Here is a 14,345-nt window from a genome sequence, read left to right as displayed (position 1 = left end):
GCGAACATCGAGTCATGAGCTTTCCGACCCGTAGGGACATGTTTCAGTACGCCGCCGTCGCGGGCGCGGGCGCCGTGGGCGCCCAGGCCGCCAAGCCGCGGCGGGAGGTGACCACGTACGTCTTCGTGACCGGCGCGAACGGCTCGGCCAGCGGCGACTCCGAGCTGACGCTGCGCGGCCACCGCACCGTGGGCGTGGCACTGCCGGGGCACGGCCCCGAGGAGCAGTTTCACCTCGCCTACCAGACCCCGCAGGACCTGGAGAAGCTGGCCACGCTGCCGTCGCCGGTGGCGGGGGTCACGCTGGACGACTATGTCGAGGCCACGGTGGACGCCGTGCGCCGGGTCTCCGGCTACGGCCCGGTGATCCTGGTGGGCGGCAGCCTGGGCGGCGCGACCATCACCAAGGCGGCCGACGCGGTGCCCGACCTGATCGACCTGCTCGTCTACGACACCGCGTTCTGCTGCACGAAGCTGAGCTCGCCCAACGACTATCTGGGGACGCCGGAGGGCAAGGAGAGCCTGGCGGGCAGCGTGGCGGCGGGCATCATCGCCGACCCGAGGGTGATCGGCGCGATCCGCATGAACTGGCGGACCGGCGACAGGAAATTTCTGGACGCGGTCAAGGCGGCGTTCATGGCGGAGGCGAGCGAGGGCGAGCTCCTGGCCATGCTGAACACGTTGCTGCCGGATGAGAGTCTCCTGGTGGGGAGCGCCGACGCTCGGGGGCGCAAGGAGGCGTGGGGACGGGTGCCGCGCGTCTACATCAGGCACACGCGGGACAGGGTGATCCCGCTCGCACTGCAGGACCGGATGATCAAGGAAGCGGATGCGGCCACGCCAGGCAACAAGTTCAAGGTTTACTCGGTGGAGGCTTCGCATGCGCCGACGGCGAGGACGTACCGGCTGATTACCGAAATCCTGCACAAACTGGCGAAATGATAAAGCTGGGGTACCAGGACTCGAACCTAGACTAACTGAACCAGAATCAGTCGTGCTGCCAATTACACCATACCCCACCGCTTGCGACCCCTGGAGGGCGCTTTCGGCGACGTCCGAAAGAATAGCCCAGCTCTGGGGGTAAGACCAAAACGAATAGCCAACGAACCCTCCAGCGCCCACAGCAGCGGCCCTCACGTGCCAAGCTGAAGGGGACAAAACACCACGTGGAGGAGCCCCACCGTTGGCCGGTAACCCGTTCTTCACCCCTAGCGACCTGCCGTACGAACTGCCGCCCTTCGCCGACGTCCGCGAGGAGCACTACCTGCCCGCGTTCGATCGCGGCATGGCGGAGCAGCTGGCGGAGGTCGACGCGATCGCAGGCAGCACCGAGGCGCCGACGTTCGACAACACGATCGCCGCGCTCGAGCGGTCGGGACGGATTCTCGACCGCACGGCCACGGTCTTCTTCAGCATCGCCGCCTCCAACACCACCGACGGCATCATGGAGATCGAGAAGGAGATCTCTCCCCAGCTGACCAGGCACGGCGACGCGATCCGGCTCAACCGGGCGCTGTGGGCGCGCATCAAGCAGGTGTCCACGGAGGATCCCGAGGAGGCCTGGCTGCTGGAGAAGTACCGGGAGGACTTCATCAGGGCGGGCGCCGACCTGTCGGAGCCGGACCAGGACCGGCTCCGGCAGCTCAACGAGGAGCTGTCGAAGCTCTCGACGGAGTTCGCGCAGACGCTGCTGAAGGCCTCGACGGAGTCGGCGCTGGTGGTGTCGGACCCCAAGGAGCTCGACGGCCTCGACCAGGCCAAGATCGAGTCGCTGCTCAAGGACGGCAAGTACGTCCTGCCGCTGCTCAACTTCACCGTCCAGCCGGGCCTGGCCCAGCTCACCGACCGCGACGTGCGCCGCAGGCTGTACGAGCTGAGTGTCGGGCGGGCGCCGGGCAATTTCGAGCTGGCGGCCAGGATGGCGGCGCTGCGGGCCGAGCGGGCGGAGCTGCTGGGGTTCTCCAGCCACGCGGCGTACGTGGTGGCCGACCAGACGGCCAAGACCGTCGAGGCGGTCGAGGAGATGCTCGGCCAGCTCGTCGCCCCCGCCGTGCGCAACGCGCGCAAGGAGGCCGAGGCGCTGTCGGAGCAGGCCGGGTTCGACATCGAGCCGTGGGACTGGTCGTACTACTCCGAGAAGGTGCGCCAGGCCCGCTACGACTTCGACGCCGCCGAGATGCGGCCGTACTTCGAGCTCGACCGCGTCTACCGTGACGGCATCTTCTTCGCGGCCGGGAAGCTGTACGGCCTGACCTTCACCGAACGGCCCGACCTGGGCGGTTACCACCCCGACGTGACGGTGTACGAGGTGTTCGACGAGGACGGGAGCCGGCTGGGGCTGTTCGTGCTCGACCCGTACGCGAGGGAGACCAAGCGCGGCGGCGCGTGGATGAACAACCTGGTCGACCAGTCGTTCCTGTTCGGGCAGCTGCCGGTGGTCATCAACAACCTCAACGTCACCAAGCCGGCCTCGGGGCCGACGCTGCTGACGTACGACGAGGTCAACACGGCATTCCACGAGTTCGGGCACGCGCTGCACGGGCTGTTCTCCCAGGTGCGCTTCCCGCGCGTGTCGGGCACCCACGTGCCGCGCGACTTCGTCGAGTACCCGTCACAGGTCAACGAGATGTGGGTGACCTGGCCCGAGGTGCTGGCCAACTACGCCAAGCACCACGAGACGGGCGAGCCGATGCCGGCCGAGCTGGTGGAGAAGCTGCAGGCGGCGGAGAAGTTCAACCAGGGCTTCAAGACCGTCGAATATCTCGCCGCGACCCTGCTCGACTGGGCCTGGCACAAGCTGGCGTCCGGGGAGACGGTGGCCGACCCCGAGGCGTTCGAGTCTGCAGCCCTGGAGGCCGCCCAGATCGCCGTGCCACAGGTCGGGCCGCGTTACAGGACCAACTACTTCGCCCACATCTTCTCCGGCGGCTACAGCGCCGGCTACTACTCCTACATCTGGAGCGAGGTGCTCGACGCGGAGAGCGTGGAGTGGTTCAAGGAGAACGGCGGGCTCACCAGGGCCAACGGTGACCACTTCCGCCGCGAGTTGCTCTCCCGCGGCGGCAGCCTCGACCCGCTGACCGCGTTCCGCAACTTCCGCGGGCGCGAGCCCAGCATCCAGCCGCTGCTCGTCCGCCGCGGCCTCGACTGAGCCCGTGCGCCGGCGGCCCGCCCTGCGGGCCGCCGGCCGCCGGATCAGCCCTTCAGGCGGGCCAGCGCGGCGCGCAGGCGCTCCTGCGCCCGGGCGCGGCCGAGCACCTCGATCGACTCGAACAGCGGCAGGCCCACCGTCCGGCCGGTGATCGCCACGCGGATTGGCGCCTGGGCCTTGCCGAGCTTGAGCCCGTACGCGGTCCCGACCTCCTCCAGCGCCTCCTTGAGCGACTCGGGGTCCCAGCTGACCGTCTCCAGCCGCGACAGGTAGTCGGTGAGGATCTCCACCGGCGAGTTCTTCATCGCCTTGTCCCAGGACGCCTGGTCGAAAACCGGCTCGTCGAGGAAGAGGAAGTCGACGTTCTGCCGGATCTCCGACAGCACCGCGATGCGGGTCTGGGCCAGCGCCGCGACCTTGCTGAACAGCTCGCGGTCCCAGGACGGGTCGAGGTAGGGCTCGCAGCGCTGCTCGAACGTCCCCAGCGGCAGCGCCCGGATGTACTCGCCGTTGAACGCGCGCAGCTTCTTCTCGTCGAAGAACGCGCTGGCGGAGTTGACGTCCTCCAGCCGGAACAGCGGCATCATCTCGGACCACGGCATGATCTCGCGGTCCTCGCCCGGCCCCCAGCCCAGCAGCATCAGGTAGTTGACCGTGGACTCCGCGAGGTAGCCCTCCGCGCGGTAGTCCTCCAGGGCCACCTTGTCGCGGCGCTTGGACAGCTTCTTGCGCTGCTCGTTGACGATCACCGGCAGGTGCGCCCAGACCGGCGGCGTGGCGCCCAGCGCCGGCCACAGCAGCATCTGCTTGGCCGCGTTGCCCAGGTGCTCCTCGCCGCGGACGACGTGGGTGATGTTCTGGGTGATGTCGTCGACCGCGTTGGCCAGCACGTAGAGCGGCGAGCCGTCGGTGCGGGCGATGACGAAGTCCTCCTGCGCCTCGTTGGGGAACTCCACGTTGCCCCGGATGAGGTCCTCGACGACCGTGACGCCGTCGTCGGGGGTGCGGAAGCGGACCGCGCCCTCGGTCAGGCCGCGGTCGCGGCAGTGGCCGTCGTAGCCCCGGTGCTCGGAGCCGGTGCGGGCCACCAGCAGCTCACGCGTGCAGTCGCAGTAGTAGGCCCGGCCGTCGGCCAGCAGCTTCGCCACCGCCTCGCGGTGCTGGGCCTCGTACGCCGACTGGAAGTAGGGGCCCTCGAACGCCGGGTTGCCGCCGTTGATGCCGATCCAGTCGAGGGCGGAGATGATGCCCTCCGTCCACTCCGGACGGTTTCGCGACGCGTCGGTGTCCTCGATGCGCAGGACGAAGCGGCCGCCGGACTGCTCGGCCAGCGCCCAGTTGAACAGCGCCGTGCGGGCACCGCCCACATGGAACATGCCGGTTGGGGACGGGGCGAACCGCACCCGTACTTCAGTCACGGGAGACCACCTTGTTCGTGAGTGTGCCGATGCCTTCGATGCCGACGCTGACCTCGTCGCCGATCTCGAGTGGGCCGACGCCCGCGGGGGTGCCGGTCAGGATGACGTCGCCGGGGATCAGGGTCATGACCGCGCTGACGTAGGCCACCAGCGCGGGGATGTCGTTGATGAGCTGGCTGGTGCGGCCGCTCTGCCGGATCTCGCCGTTGACCGTGGTCGTCAGCGCCAGGTCGCTCGCGTCGAGGTCGGTCTGGATCCACGGCCCCAGCGGGCAGAACGTGTCGAACCCCTTGGCCCGGGTGAACTGCACGTCCTTCTTCTGGAGATCGCGGGCGGTGACGTCGTTGGCGCAGGTGTAGCCGAAGATCACGTCCTTGACCCGCTCGACCGGCACCTCGCGGCACAGCCTGCCGATCACCACGGCCAGCTCCCCCTCGTAGTCGACGCGGTCGGACAGCGTCGTGGGGTACGCGATGTTCTCGCCGTGGCCGATCACCGACGTGGACGGCTTCATGAAGATCAGCGGTTCCTCGGGCACCTCGTTGCCCAGCTCGGCCGCGTGCTCGGCGTAGTTTCTGCCGATGGCGACCACTTTGCTCGGCAGCATCGGGGCCAGCAGTTTCACCTGGGACAGCGGGTGCCGCTCGCCGGTGAACTGCACCTGGCCGAACGGGTGACCGGCGACCGCGGAGATGACCTCCTCGCCCGGGCCGCCCTCGACCACGCCGAACGACACGCCTTCGCCTGTGGAGAACCTCGCTATACGCACCTGACAAGGCTATCGCCGCCACCGCCAGGCTCCGCCCAACGCGTACCTCGTGCCGCGCCGGACCAGGAGCAGGACCCTGAGGCCGCCCGCGTTAGCCTGGATCTCTCAGCAGGTGGTGTCGCCGACGAGAGGGGCCCCGTTGTCCGTCGTGAAGATCAACGTCCTGAACGTGCCCGCCGATATGCGCGAGGAGCTCGAACGGCGTTTCGCCAACCGGGCGGGCATGGTGGAGTCGGCCGACGGGTTCGAGTGGTTCGAGCTGCTCAGGCCGGTGGAGGGCACCGAGCGCTACCTCGTCTACACGCGCTGGCGCAGCGAGGAGGACTTCCAGAACTGGCAGCAGGGTGAGGCCTTCCGGCGCGGGCACGCGCAGGCCGCCCAGGCCGCCCAGGAACAGGGGCACGGTCACGGTCACGGCCACGGGCAGGGGCCCGCGGCGACCGGCTCGGAGGTGTGGACCTTCGAGGTCGCCGAGAGCACCGGCCCCAAGTCATAGCCGATCCGGCTTCCAAGACCCTTTTCGGGGTCAGGCGTCCAGCGGGTTGCGCGCGATCCGGTCCACGATGCCGGCGCGGACGAACTGGCCGGCGATGCTGGACGGCTTGCGCGCGCCCTGCTCCGAGATGCACGCCCCGAACTCCTTGGCGATCTCCAGCCTCGGGTAGCGCTCCAGGACCTCGCGCCTGATCGCCTCGGGGATCTCCTCCGTACGGCGGCCCGAGATGTCCATGCCGGTCGAGAGCTCCAGCAGGTGCCCCTCCGGGTCCTCCTCCAGGGGCACCTCGTCCCACATGTGCCGGATGATCACCTCGCGGGCGCGTACCCTCCGCTCGGGCGACCAGCCGGCGCCGGCGCAGAAGACCCAGGCCACGTCGCCGCCGGCCTCCTCGAACGGCACCGAGTGGCTGTCGAACTCGGCCACCAGCCCGAGGTCGTGCAGCATGGCCGACACGTAGAGCAGCTCCGCGTCGAACGCGATGCCGTGCTCACGCGCGTACGCGGCCGCCCACAGGTAGGCCCTGATCGAGTGGTTGAGCAGCGAGGGCGTGTGGTAGCGGGCGGCCACCTCCAGCGCCCCGCGGCAGGCGGGTGTGTCCGGGATCACGAGGTCGTCGAATGTCACCGCACCAGCATGTCGCGCCAGGTACGGCTACGCCATGCGGGACACCGGGGGCGCATCGAGCATCTAACGAATCCGCCACTCAACTTGACCCATTGATCGCGATTCGGAAAGCATGTTCCACCTTCACTTTTTGTCCCGAAAGGAACTGGCGTGCGCCGGCTCGCGATACCTCTTGCCCTTTTGCTGGTGCTCGGTGGGTTAGGTAGCCCCGCGCACGCCGACAAGGTGACCCGGACCGCGGAGTGCCAGGGCGACTGGCTGCCCGGCACCCCCACGGCCGACGACGTCATGAAGGGCGAGATCTCGCTGGTCGGGCTGCCCGCGTACAAGCTCGGCAAGAAGATCAACTGGAGCGCGAGCCCCTACGGGAACCGTTCGTGGGAGTTCGTGTTCCAGTCGCTGCGCTGGATGGGCACGCTGGTCGTCGCGTACGAGAACAGCGGTGACCGCGGCTATTTGGATCGCGCCACCGAGATCACCAAGGACTGGGTCGCGAACAACAAGCCCGGGGCGCGCGGCACCAAGCCGTACACGTGGAAGGACCACCCGGTCTCGCTGCGCACACAGCCACTGCTCTGCCTGAGCATGCACGTCAAGGAGAGCTGGCTGAAGGACAGCCTCGCCGACCACGCCAGGCTCCTGTCGGACTCGCGGCTCTACAAGAAGGGCCACAACCACGGCATCGACCAGGACATCGCGCTCATGGGCATCGGCTGCAGGTACGGCCGCAAGGACTGGTCGGACCTGGCCTCCCGCCGGCTGACCGGCACGGTGAAGCTCGACGTCGACTCGCAGGGCGCGCTCATGGAGCAGGCTCCGCGCTATGCGGTGTACGTCTACAGCCGGCTGCAGGTCGCGATGACCAACATGAAGGCGTGCGGCAGGAAGGTGCCCGGCGAGATCGCCAAGCGGGCCGAGGCGATGAAGGACTTCATCGCCCACGCCACCATGCCGACCGGCTACATGGTGCCCATCGGCGACGGCACCGCCGAGACCGAGCCGAAGATCGAGACGGGGACGCCGAAGCAGGAGGTCAAGACCTACCGGGCGGGCTACGTCTTCGGCCGCACGGCCTGGAGCAAGCCGGACTCGGCGTACTACTCGATCAGGTTTGGGCCCGGGCTGAAGTTCCACGGCCACGAGGACCACCTGGGCGTCACGTACTACGCCCATGGGCGCAACCTCCTGGTGGACGGCGGCTTCCACTCCTACGAGAAGAGCGCCTACCGCTACTGGACGCTCTCCCCCGAGGCCCACAACGTGCCGACGGTGGTCGGGGCCCGCTTCAAGCCGCGGACGTCCTCGAAGCTCGTGGCGTCGAAGTACGGCAAGGACCGGCAGTCGTTCAAGCTGACCGACAAGGCGTACGGGGTGAGCCGCACCAGGTCGGTCCTGGTGAACCACGGCGAGGACCTGATGGCGGTGCTGGACACGGCCTCGGGCGGCAAGAAGATCAGCAACCTCTGGCGGTTCGACCCGTCGCTCAAGCTGGTGTCCAACGGCGGGGGCAAGGTCGTGCTCGGGGACGGCAAGTTCAAGGTCACCCTGCTGCAGTTCTCGTCGTCGTGCGACCGGGTCGGCGGGCAGAAGGTGGAGCGCGGCGGGAAGGTGGGCTGGGTCTCACCCACGTACCTGTCGAAGCTGCCGACCAATGTGGTGGTGTCGCCGGCGGCGCAGTCGCTGCTGACGGTGATCGTGCCCGGGACGGACTCGCCCAAGGTGTCCTGCTCGGGCGGGAAGGTCACGGTGGACGGCACCTCGTTCTCCACCAAGGCGTTCTAGCCTCGGCTCCTGCCGTCAGCCCAGGAAAGAGCCGCCTCCATCCACCATGATCGAGCAGCCGGTGATGAATGAGGCGTCCGGCCCGGCCAGGAAGACGGCGGCGCGGCCGATGTCGGCCTCCGCGTCACCGGTGCGCCGCAGCGACAGGCCGGACAGCGCCGCGTCCAGCTCGTCCGGCCGCGTGTCGAAGTAGGATTTCGCCCCTTCGCTGAGCGCGAAGGGGCAGATCGCGTTGACCGTGATATCGTGGGCACCCCATTCGCGGGCCGCGGTCCTGGTGAGGCCGCCGACGGCGGCCTTCGCCGAGACGTACGCGCCGTAACCGACCAGCCCCTGGACCTCGGAGCCGGAGCGCAGGTTGATGACGCGACCGCCGCCCTTGAGGTGCGGGAAGCAGGCCCGCATGAAGTACGTGCTGGCCATGGGGCCGGTGCGGAACGCCAGCTCGAGATCCTCGTCGGTGATCTCCTCCAGCGGCACCCCGACGCGGGCCGCCATCGCGTTGTTGACCAGGATGTCCACGGTGCCGAACCGCTCGACCACCGCGGCCACCGCGGCGCCGACGGCAGCGGAGTCGCGGATGTCGCAGGTCAGCGGGATCGCCGCAGCGCCGAGGCGCTCGATCTCGCCGGCCGTCCCGGCCGCCGCCTCGCCGTTGAGGTCGACGACGGCGATCGAGGCGCCTTCCTTGGCCATGGCCGTCGCGATGCCGCGCCCGATCCCCTGCCCGGCGCCTGTCACTATCGCGACCTTGCCCTCCAACGAACCCATGACGGCTCCTTCCCTTCGCACTATCCAACACCTGTCGGCTAAACAACGGGTGTCGTCAAAGTACACTGAGCCCGTGCCCGAAGAGAAGCCCCCGCCGACCGGCCGCGTCCAGGCCGACCCCCGCGCGCGGCGATCCCTGGCCGCGCTGCAGCAGGCGCTGCTGGATCTGGTCCTGGACAAGGAACTGGGGCAGATCACGGTGGCCGACGTCACCAAGCGGGCCGGCCTGAACCGCTCGACCTTCTACGACCACTTCTCCGACGTCCACGCCCTCGCCGAGTCGGCCTGCGCGGCGATGTTCGACGGCCTGGTCGCCGCCGCGCCGAAGCTGGGCCGGTACGTGGTGGCCCGGAGCGAGCCGCCCGTCGAGACCACGCGGCTGTTCGCGCACGTCGCCGAGCACGCGCACCTGTACCGGGCGCTGCTGGGCCCCGACGGCAGCGCCCGGCTCCAGGACCACCTGCGGCACCGCATGACCGTCGCCATCCACGTCAGCGGACAGCACACCTCACCGGACGACGGCGGCTCCACCCATGTCGACGATCCTGCGGACATCCCTCATGACGTTCCGGCGGCGTTCGTCGCGGGGGCGCTGCTGTCGGTGGCGGCGGACTGGGTGCGGCGGGGGTGCCCGGGCACCCCCGAGGAGCTCTCCGCGGCGGTCTGGCCCCTGATGGTCGGCGCCTCACCCTGAGCCGGCGGCCGCCGTCAGAACATCCCGTTCGGGATCTCGCCGGGGTCGGGCACCGGCTGCACCACGTCCCAGTGCTCGACGATCTGCCCGTCCACCATCCGCCATATGTCGACGACCGCGATCCCGCGCCCGTCCCCTGGCGGGACCATGTGATAGTGCAGCATCACGTGGTCGTCCTCGGCGATGACCCGCTTGAGGTCGAGCTTCGCCCCGGCGACCGGGGCGCTCGCGATGAACTCGATGAACGCGTCTCTGCCTGAGGGATTTCCCGGGCTGTGCTCGATGAAGTCTTCCCGGAGCAGATCGCGAAGTATCTCCACGTTCCCCGCCGCGAACTCCGAGAAGCCGCGCAGGACGATTTCCTTGTTGCGTCCGGCAATGCCGTTCTCACTCATGGGCCCACCATGCGGCGTCCCGGCCCGGCCCGTCGATTACATCCCATGTAATGGACAACCGGTTACCAGGGGGTCAGGGGAGCTCCTGGTCCGTCATTTCTTGGAGATCATGACCTCGTGGCCGTCCGGGTCGGTGGCCTTGATGTAAGTGCCCCAGGCCTCCTCTACCGGGTCGGTCACGGTGACGCCGAGCGCACGCAACTGACGCACCGTCTCGTCGATGTCATCGCAGGCGAAGGTGAGAAAGGCGCCCTCGCCCGGCTTCTTGTCGAACGCCTCCGCGCTGTGCAAGGTGATCGAGGTCTGTCCGTTCGGCGGCTTGACCTCCACCCAGCGCGCACCTGGCCACATCTCAGCATCGACGGTCTTGGTGAAGCCGAGCTTGTCGACGTAAAAATCCACCGACCGCTGCTGATCGGCTACGTACATGACGGCGACGTTGATGTGGGTGATCATGGATATCCCTTTGTCGGCTCGACCGCGTCGGTTGTCAGCGATGCCCGCACTGCCCTCTCTGCGCAGCGCGACACAGCAGAAGCCTATGTGAGCCGACCTTGCCGAACCCGCCGGCGTCACATCCCACGTGATCGACGGTGGATCGCGGTGAAGGCCAGGAGCAGTTCGGCGGTCCGCGGCGGATCTTCCACGATGGGCGAGTGTCCGGAACCGGGCAGCAGCTCGATCTTCGCGCCCGGAACGACGCCGTAGTCGGCCGCGGACGAGGATCGCCACCTCCGGTCCTCCGCACCGAAGATCACCAGCAGCGGCTTGCCGAGGGCCTTCAGCCGATCCGGGAGCGCCCGCTCCTCCAGGTATTCGCGGGGCGCCTGCATGATCGCGACGAACGCGTGGAAGCTCATACCGCGCAGCTCGTCCACGAACGCCTGCGGGATCGGGTGGTCCGCCCGCCTGAAACCGGTGCTCGAGAACTGGCGGATCAGCTCGTCGCTCGGCGGCCACTGCGAGGGGCCGATCGCGGCGGACTCCTGCGCGATGAAGGCGTCCATGCTGGGTCCGGTGTTGATGAGCGCGAGCGCGGTCACCAGGTCGGGCCGTTGCTCGGCGAGGGCGGTGGCGACCGCGCCGCCGCTGGAATGGCCGGCGACCACGGCGTGCTCGACGCCGAGCCGGTCCAGCGCCGCGCCGACCCTGCGTGCCTGGTCCGGGACCGCGTAGCTACCGTCGGCCGGTTGGCCCGACCGGCCGTGCCCGAGCAGGTCGATCCGGATGACGCGATGGGATCCGGTCAGCAGCGGAACCAGCAGGTCCCACCACATGACCGAGGATGCCGTCCCGTGGATGAGCAGGAGTGGGGGCGCGTCGCGGGGGCCGTCCTGGCACACGTGGATGTCGCCGTCGTCCAAGGACAGGGTCTCGGTGGCCTCGGTGCCACCGTCAGAAATGGTCATGAGGCCACTGTCGCCGCCGGTACGGGTGGCTGGATTGGACAAATGTTCCCCTCGATCGGCCCGCGTAGCATGAAACGGTGCGGACATTCGTGCACGGCGCGGCTGTGTGGGACGTGGCATGCCCGCGGCGGCCCAGCCGGGTGGCCGGTGTCACCATGGCCGGGTTCCGGGTCCGTGACCTGGACACGCTCCGGATGGTCCCGCATCCGGCCGTGACGCTGCTGGTGGAGTTCGGCGCCGGTTCGGCCGTCATGGACTACGCCGCCGGGCGGCAGCAGCGGGGAAGCATCGTCGCCGGGCCCGGGCTCGGGTCCGGAGGCGCGGTCCGGGCACGGGGTGAGAACGTCGAGTGCGTGCAGGTGCGCCTGTCCCCGGCGATCGCACGCGCGGTTCTGGACGTCTCCCCCGCCGACCTCGACGGCACCATGGTGGCCCTCGACGACCTGTGGGGCCGGGAGGCGTCCCGCCTCCGCGAACGGCTGAGCGAGGTCTCGTCGTGGCAGGAACGCTTCGCGTTGACGGACGCGCTGCTCGCCCGCCGGCATGAGGCGAGGCCGCCGGTGGACCCGGAGGTGGCCTGGGCCTGGCAGCGGATCGTCGCCGGCCGCGGCCTGGTCCGGGTCGACGGGCTGGCGGCCGAGGTCGGATGGAGCCGTAAGCGCCTGTGGTCCCGGTTTCGCTCGCAGATCGGCCTGCCGCCCAAACGCGCGGTGAAGCTGGTCCGCTTCGATCATGCCGCCCACCGCCTGGTCGCGGGTGAGGGCCCGGCCCGAGTCGCGGCCGACGCCGGCTATGCCGACCAGTCCCACCTGCATCGGGACGTCGTGGCGTTCACCGGGGTGACGCCCGCGGCCGTGGCCGGCGAGCCGTTTCTGGCGGTCGACGACATCGCGTGGCCCAGCCAGGTGACACCCGCCGGTTCGCCGGTCGGCCGCACGTGAGACGGCCACTGCTTCGGTCGCCGGCCAGATGTGAGGCGGCCCACCGCTACCGGGCGGTCACGAACTCCCGCGCACCGCGCAGCCTGGTCCGCAGCTGCCGCTGGGTCACGGCGCAGTCCAACCGCACATCGAGCGGCCCAGGCAGGTCGGTGTCGGCACGCCGGCCGGACGGCAACCGAGCCGGATCCAGTCCGTCGCGCCGGGCTACGAGGCAGCCCAGCTCATATCGGCTCACCGCATCCGCCCCGGCCACGTGATGGATCCCGGCGCGATCGGAGTTCGCGAGTTCCAGGAGGGCTGCCGCCAGATCACCGACATGCACCGGACAGCGCACGTCGTCGGTGAACAACACCCCGTGCGTGCCGCCTGCGGCCAGCGCGTGCACGAAGTCCTCGTGTGGAGAGCCGCCGGCACCGATGATCAGCGACGTCCGTACGACCACCGCCGCAGGATCGATCGCCTGCACGGCCACCTCCGCGGCCGCCTTCGCCGCTCCGTACGGACTGACCGGGTCGGGCACGCAGTCCTCGGCGTAGGTGATCGCCCTGCCCGAAAAGACGGCGTCGCTGGACACGTGCACCAGACGTGCGCCGTTCCCGGAGGCCGCGACGGCCACGTGAGCGGCGCCCATGGCCGTCGTCGCCCAGTCCGACTGGCGGTAGGCCGCGTTGATGACGACGTCAGGGCTGAGCGCACCGATCAGGTCGACCACGGCCGTACGGTCGCGAACATCGAGCGGCAGCCAGTCGACCCCCGCTGCCGTTCCCGGCCGCGTCAGACAGGTCGCGGCCACGACGTCAGCGGCCGTCGCGGACTGGCGCACGAGTTCGGCGCCGAGAAAGCCGCTGCCGCCCACGATGAGGATTCTCATGAGCTGCGACCGTAGCGGACTGTGCTACGCCACGACGTTACGCCGGTAGTGGTAGGTCCCGCCCGGCTCACCACGGCGGCCCGGTAGAACTGGAGCATGCATCGCGATCGCACGGTCGGCGAACTGCTGCGGGAGTGGCGCCGGCGCCGCCGGCTGAGCCAGCTCGACCTGGCCGTACAGGCGGACGTGTCCAGCCGGCACATCAGCTTCGTCGAGACAGGCCGTACGGTCCCCAGCCGCCGGATGCTCCTGCACCTGGCCCAGCACCTGGACGTCCCCCTGCGCGAACGCAACCGGCTCCTGGTCGCCGCCGGGTACGCCCCCGCCTACGAGCGGCGCCCGCTGGAGGACCCGGAGCTGGCGCAGGCGTACGAGGCCATCCAGGGCGTGCTGCGCGGGCACGAGCCGTTCCCCGCCGTCGCCGTGGACCACCACTGGAACGTGCTGCTCAGCAACCCGGCCATGGAGATCTTCCTGGACGGCGTCGACCCGGAGCTCCTGAAATCGCCGGTCAACATGATGCGGCTGGGCCTGGACCCGCGCGGGTTCGCGCCCCGGCTGCAGAATCTGGGGCAGGTACGGGCGTACCTGCTGCCTCGGCTCGCCCGCCAGGCCGCCCGCACGGGAGACCCCGAACTGAGTGCGCTGTACGAGGAACTCCGGTCCTACGGCAGCGAGGACGACCCGCCCACCGCCGGGGCCGCCGACATCGCCATGCCCATCCGGCTCCGGCACGACGGGGTCGAATTGAGCTTCTTCAGCACGATCACGACGTTCGGGGCGGCCTTCGACATCACCCTCGAAGAGATCGCCATCGAAACCCTCTTCCCCGCTGACCCCACGACCACCGCCTACCTGCGTCGCCTGGCCACCTCGTGATCAACGGCTCTCCCCGGACAAGGAGTCACAGCGACATCAGTCTCCGGGTGCGCTGATCACAAAAGGTTTGCGCGAGGGGCGGCGATCAGATAGACCTTGCTGCCGGACTCCTGTCGGCAGGACCGAGGAGCCACGACATCGAG

Annotated in this window: 15 protein-coding genes and 1 tRNA gene; 7 read left to right on the top strand and 9 right to left on the bottom strand. The window is 69.3% G+C overall.

Features of this window, described 5'->3' with window-relative positions:
• Window positions 1-14 precede the first annotated feature (14 nt).
• Window positions 15-941 (top strand): alpha/beta fold hydrolase, encoded by a 927-nt coding sequence (locus ABZX61_RS55920; RefSeq protein WP_350729693.1) that lies wholly within the window; start codon window positions 15-17, stop codon window positions 939-941.
• 5 nt (window positions 942-946) lie between these two features.
• Here ABZX61_RS55920 and ABZX61_RS55915 read toward each other — a convergent pair.
• A tRNA-Gln gene (locus tag ABZX61_RS55915) sits at window positions 947-1,018 on the bottom strand.
• A 164-nt stretch (window positions 1,019-1,182) separates the two neighbouring features.
• On the opposite strand from ABZX61_RS55915, the gene ABZX61_RS55910 reads away from it, so the two are divergent.
• Complete coding sequence (locus ABZX61_RS55910; protein ID WP_355208863.1) at window positions 1,183-3,150, top strand: M3 family metallopeptidase; 1,968 nt, start codon at window positions 1,183-1,185, stop codon at window positions 3,148-3,150.
• Window positions 3,151-3,194: 44 nt separating this feature from the next.
• Here ABZX61_RS55910 and gltX read toward each other — a convergent pair whose 3' ends face one another.
• Together gltX and ABZX61_RS55900 are read right to left on the bottom strand one after the other, a co-directional pair.
• Entirely contained in the window at window positions 3,195-4,568 is a 1,374-nt protein-coding gene (gene gltX / locus ABZX61_RS55905; protein ID WP_355208860.1) for a glutamate--tRNA ligase, read from the bottom strand.
• Window positions 4,561-5,337, bottom strand: coding sequence for a fumarylacetoacetate hydrolase family protein (locus tag ABZX61_RS55900; protein WP_185068095.1), 777 nt, complete (start codon window positions 5,335-5,337; stop codon window positions 4,561-4,563). Before ABZX61_RS55900 ends, gltX begins: the two co-directional genes overlap by 8 nt.
• A gap of 139 nt (window positions 5,338-5,476) precedes the next feature.
• Between ABZX61_RS55900 and ABZX61_RS55895 the strand changes: the two genes are divergently transcribed.
• Window positions 5,477-5,833 (top strand): antibiotic biosynthesis monooxygenase, encoded by a 357-nt coding sequence (locus tag ABZX61_RS55895; RefSeq protein ID WP_355208858.1) that lies wholly within the window; start codon window positions 5,477-5,479, stop codon window positions 5,831-5,833.
• Window positions 5,834-5,863: 30 nt separating this feature from the next.
• On the opposite strand, the gene ABZX61_RS55890 is transcribed toward ABZX61_RS55895, so the two are convergent.
• Complete coding sequence (locus tag ABZX61_RS55890; protein WP_350729687.1) at window positions 5,864-6,460, bottom strand: HD domain-containing protein; 597 nt, start codon at window positions 6,458-6,460, stop codon at window positions 5,864-5,866.
• Window positions 6,461-6,685: 225 nt separating this feature from the next.
• Between ABZX61_RS55890 and ABZX61_RS55885 the strand changes: the two genes are divergently transcribed.
• Window positions 6,686-8,242: a heparinase II/III family protein gene (locus ABZX61_RS55885; RefSeq protein ID WP_355208855.1), complete on the top strand. Its 1,557-nt coding sequence runs from the start codon at window positions 6,686-6,688 to the stop codon at window positions 8,240-8,242.
• A 15-nt stretch (window positions 8,243-8,257) separates the two neighbouring features.
• Here ABZX61_RS55885 and ABZX61_RS55880 read toward each other — a convergent pair whose 3' ends face one another.
• Window positions 8,258-9,013, bottom strand: a complete 756-nt coding sequence (locus tag ABZX61_RS55880) for an SDR family oxidoreductase (RefSeq protein ID WP_355208852.1) — start codon at window positions 9,011-9,013, stop codon at window positions 8,258-8,260.
• 73 nt (window positions 9,014-9,086) lie between these two features.
• Here ABZX61_RS55880 and ABZX61_RS55875 point away from each other — a divergent pair, with 73 nt between their 5' ends.
• The gene (locus ABZX61_RS55875) at window positions 9,087-9,707 is read left to right on the top strand and encodes a TetR/AcrR family transcriptional regulator C-terminal domain-containing protein (RefSeq protein WP_355208849.1); all 621 of its coding nucleotides are present in this window, start codon (window positions 9,087-9,089) and stop codon (window positions 9,705-9,707) included.
• A gap of 14 nt (window positions 9,708-9,721) precedes the next feature.
• Here ABZX61_RS55875 and ABZX61_RS55870 read toward each other — a convergent pair whose 3' ends face one another.
• From ABZX61_RS55870 to ABZX61_RS55860, 3 genes are all read right to left on the bottom strand, one after another.
• Window positions 9,722-10,102, bottom strand: coding sequence for a nuclear transport factor 2 family protein (locus ABZX61_RS55870; protein ID WP_355208846.1), 381 nt, complete (start codon window positions 10,100-10,102; stop codon window positions 9,722-9,724).
• A gap of 93 nt (window positions 10,103-10,195) precedes the next feature.
• On the bottom strand, window positions 10,196-10,558 hold the full coding sequence (locus ABZX61_RS55865) for a VOC family protein (RefSeq protein WP_350729677.1): 363 nt from the start codon (window positions 10,556-10,558) through the stop codon (window positions 10,196-10,198).
• A gap of 116 nt (window positions 10,559-10,674) precedes the next feature.
• A complete protein-coding gene (locus ABZX61_RS55860; RefSeq protein ID WP_355208843.1) occupies window positions 10,675-11,511 on the bottom strand; it encodes an alpha/beta fold hydrolase in 837 nt (278 codons plus the stop codon).
• A gap of 77 nt (window positions 11,512-11,588) precedes the next feature.
• Here ABZX61_RS55860 and ABZX61_RS55855 point away from each other — a divergent pair, with 77 nt between their 5' ends.
• Window positions 11,589-12,452: a helix-turn-helix domain-containing protein gene (locus tag ABZX61_RS55855; RefSeq protein ID WP_355208840.1), complete on the top strand. Its 864-nt coding sequence runs from the start codon at window positions 11,589-11,591 to the stop codon at window positions 12,450-12,452.
• Window positions 12,453-12,498: 46 nt separating this feature from the next.
• On the opposite strand, the gene ABZX61_RS55850 is transcribed toward ABZX61_RS55855, so the two are convergent.
• Complete coding sequence (locus ABZX61_RS55850) at window positions 12,499-13,323, bottom strand: sugar nucleotide-binding protein (RefSeq protein ID WP_355208837.1); 825 nt, start codon at window positions 13,321-13,323, stop codon at window positions 12,499-12,501.
• A gap of 96 nt (window positions 13,324-13,419) precedes the next feature.
• Here ABZX61_RS55850 and ABZX61_RS55845 point away from each other — a divergent pair, with 96 nt between their 5' ends.
• Window positions 13,420-14,202 carry a helix-turn-helix transcriptional regulator gene (locus ABZX61_RS55845; RefSeq protein ID WP_355208834.1) on the top strand — a complete coding sequence of 261 codons (783 nt, stop codon included), beginning with the start codon at window positions 13,420-13,422 and terminating at the stop codon, window positions 14,200-14,202.
• Window positions 14,203-14,345 lie beyond the last annotated feature (143 nt).

The sequence above is a fragment of the Nonomuraea sp. NPDC003709 genome, assembly GCF_040610775.1.
In the GTDB taxonomy this organism is placed as follows: Bacteria; Actinomycetota; Actinomycetes; order Streptosporangiales; family Streptosporangiaceae; genus Nonomuraea; species Nonomuraea angiospora_A.
Note: the sequence above shows the minus strand (reverse complement) of the source record. Positions and strands in the feature narration are given on the sequence as shown.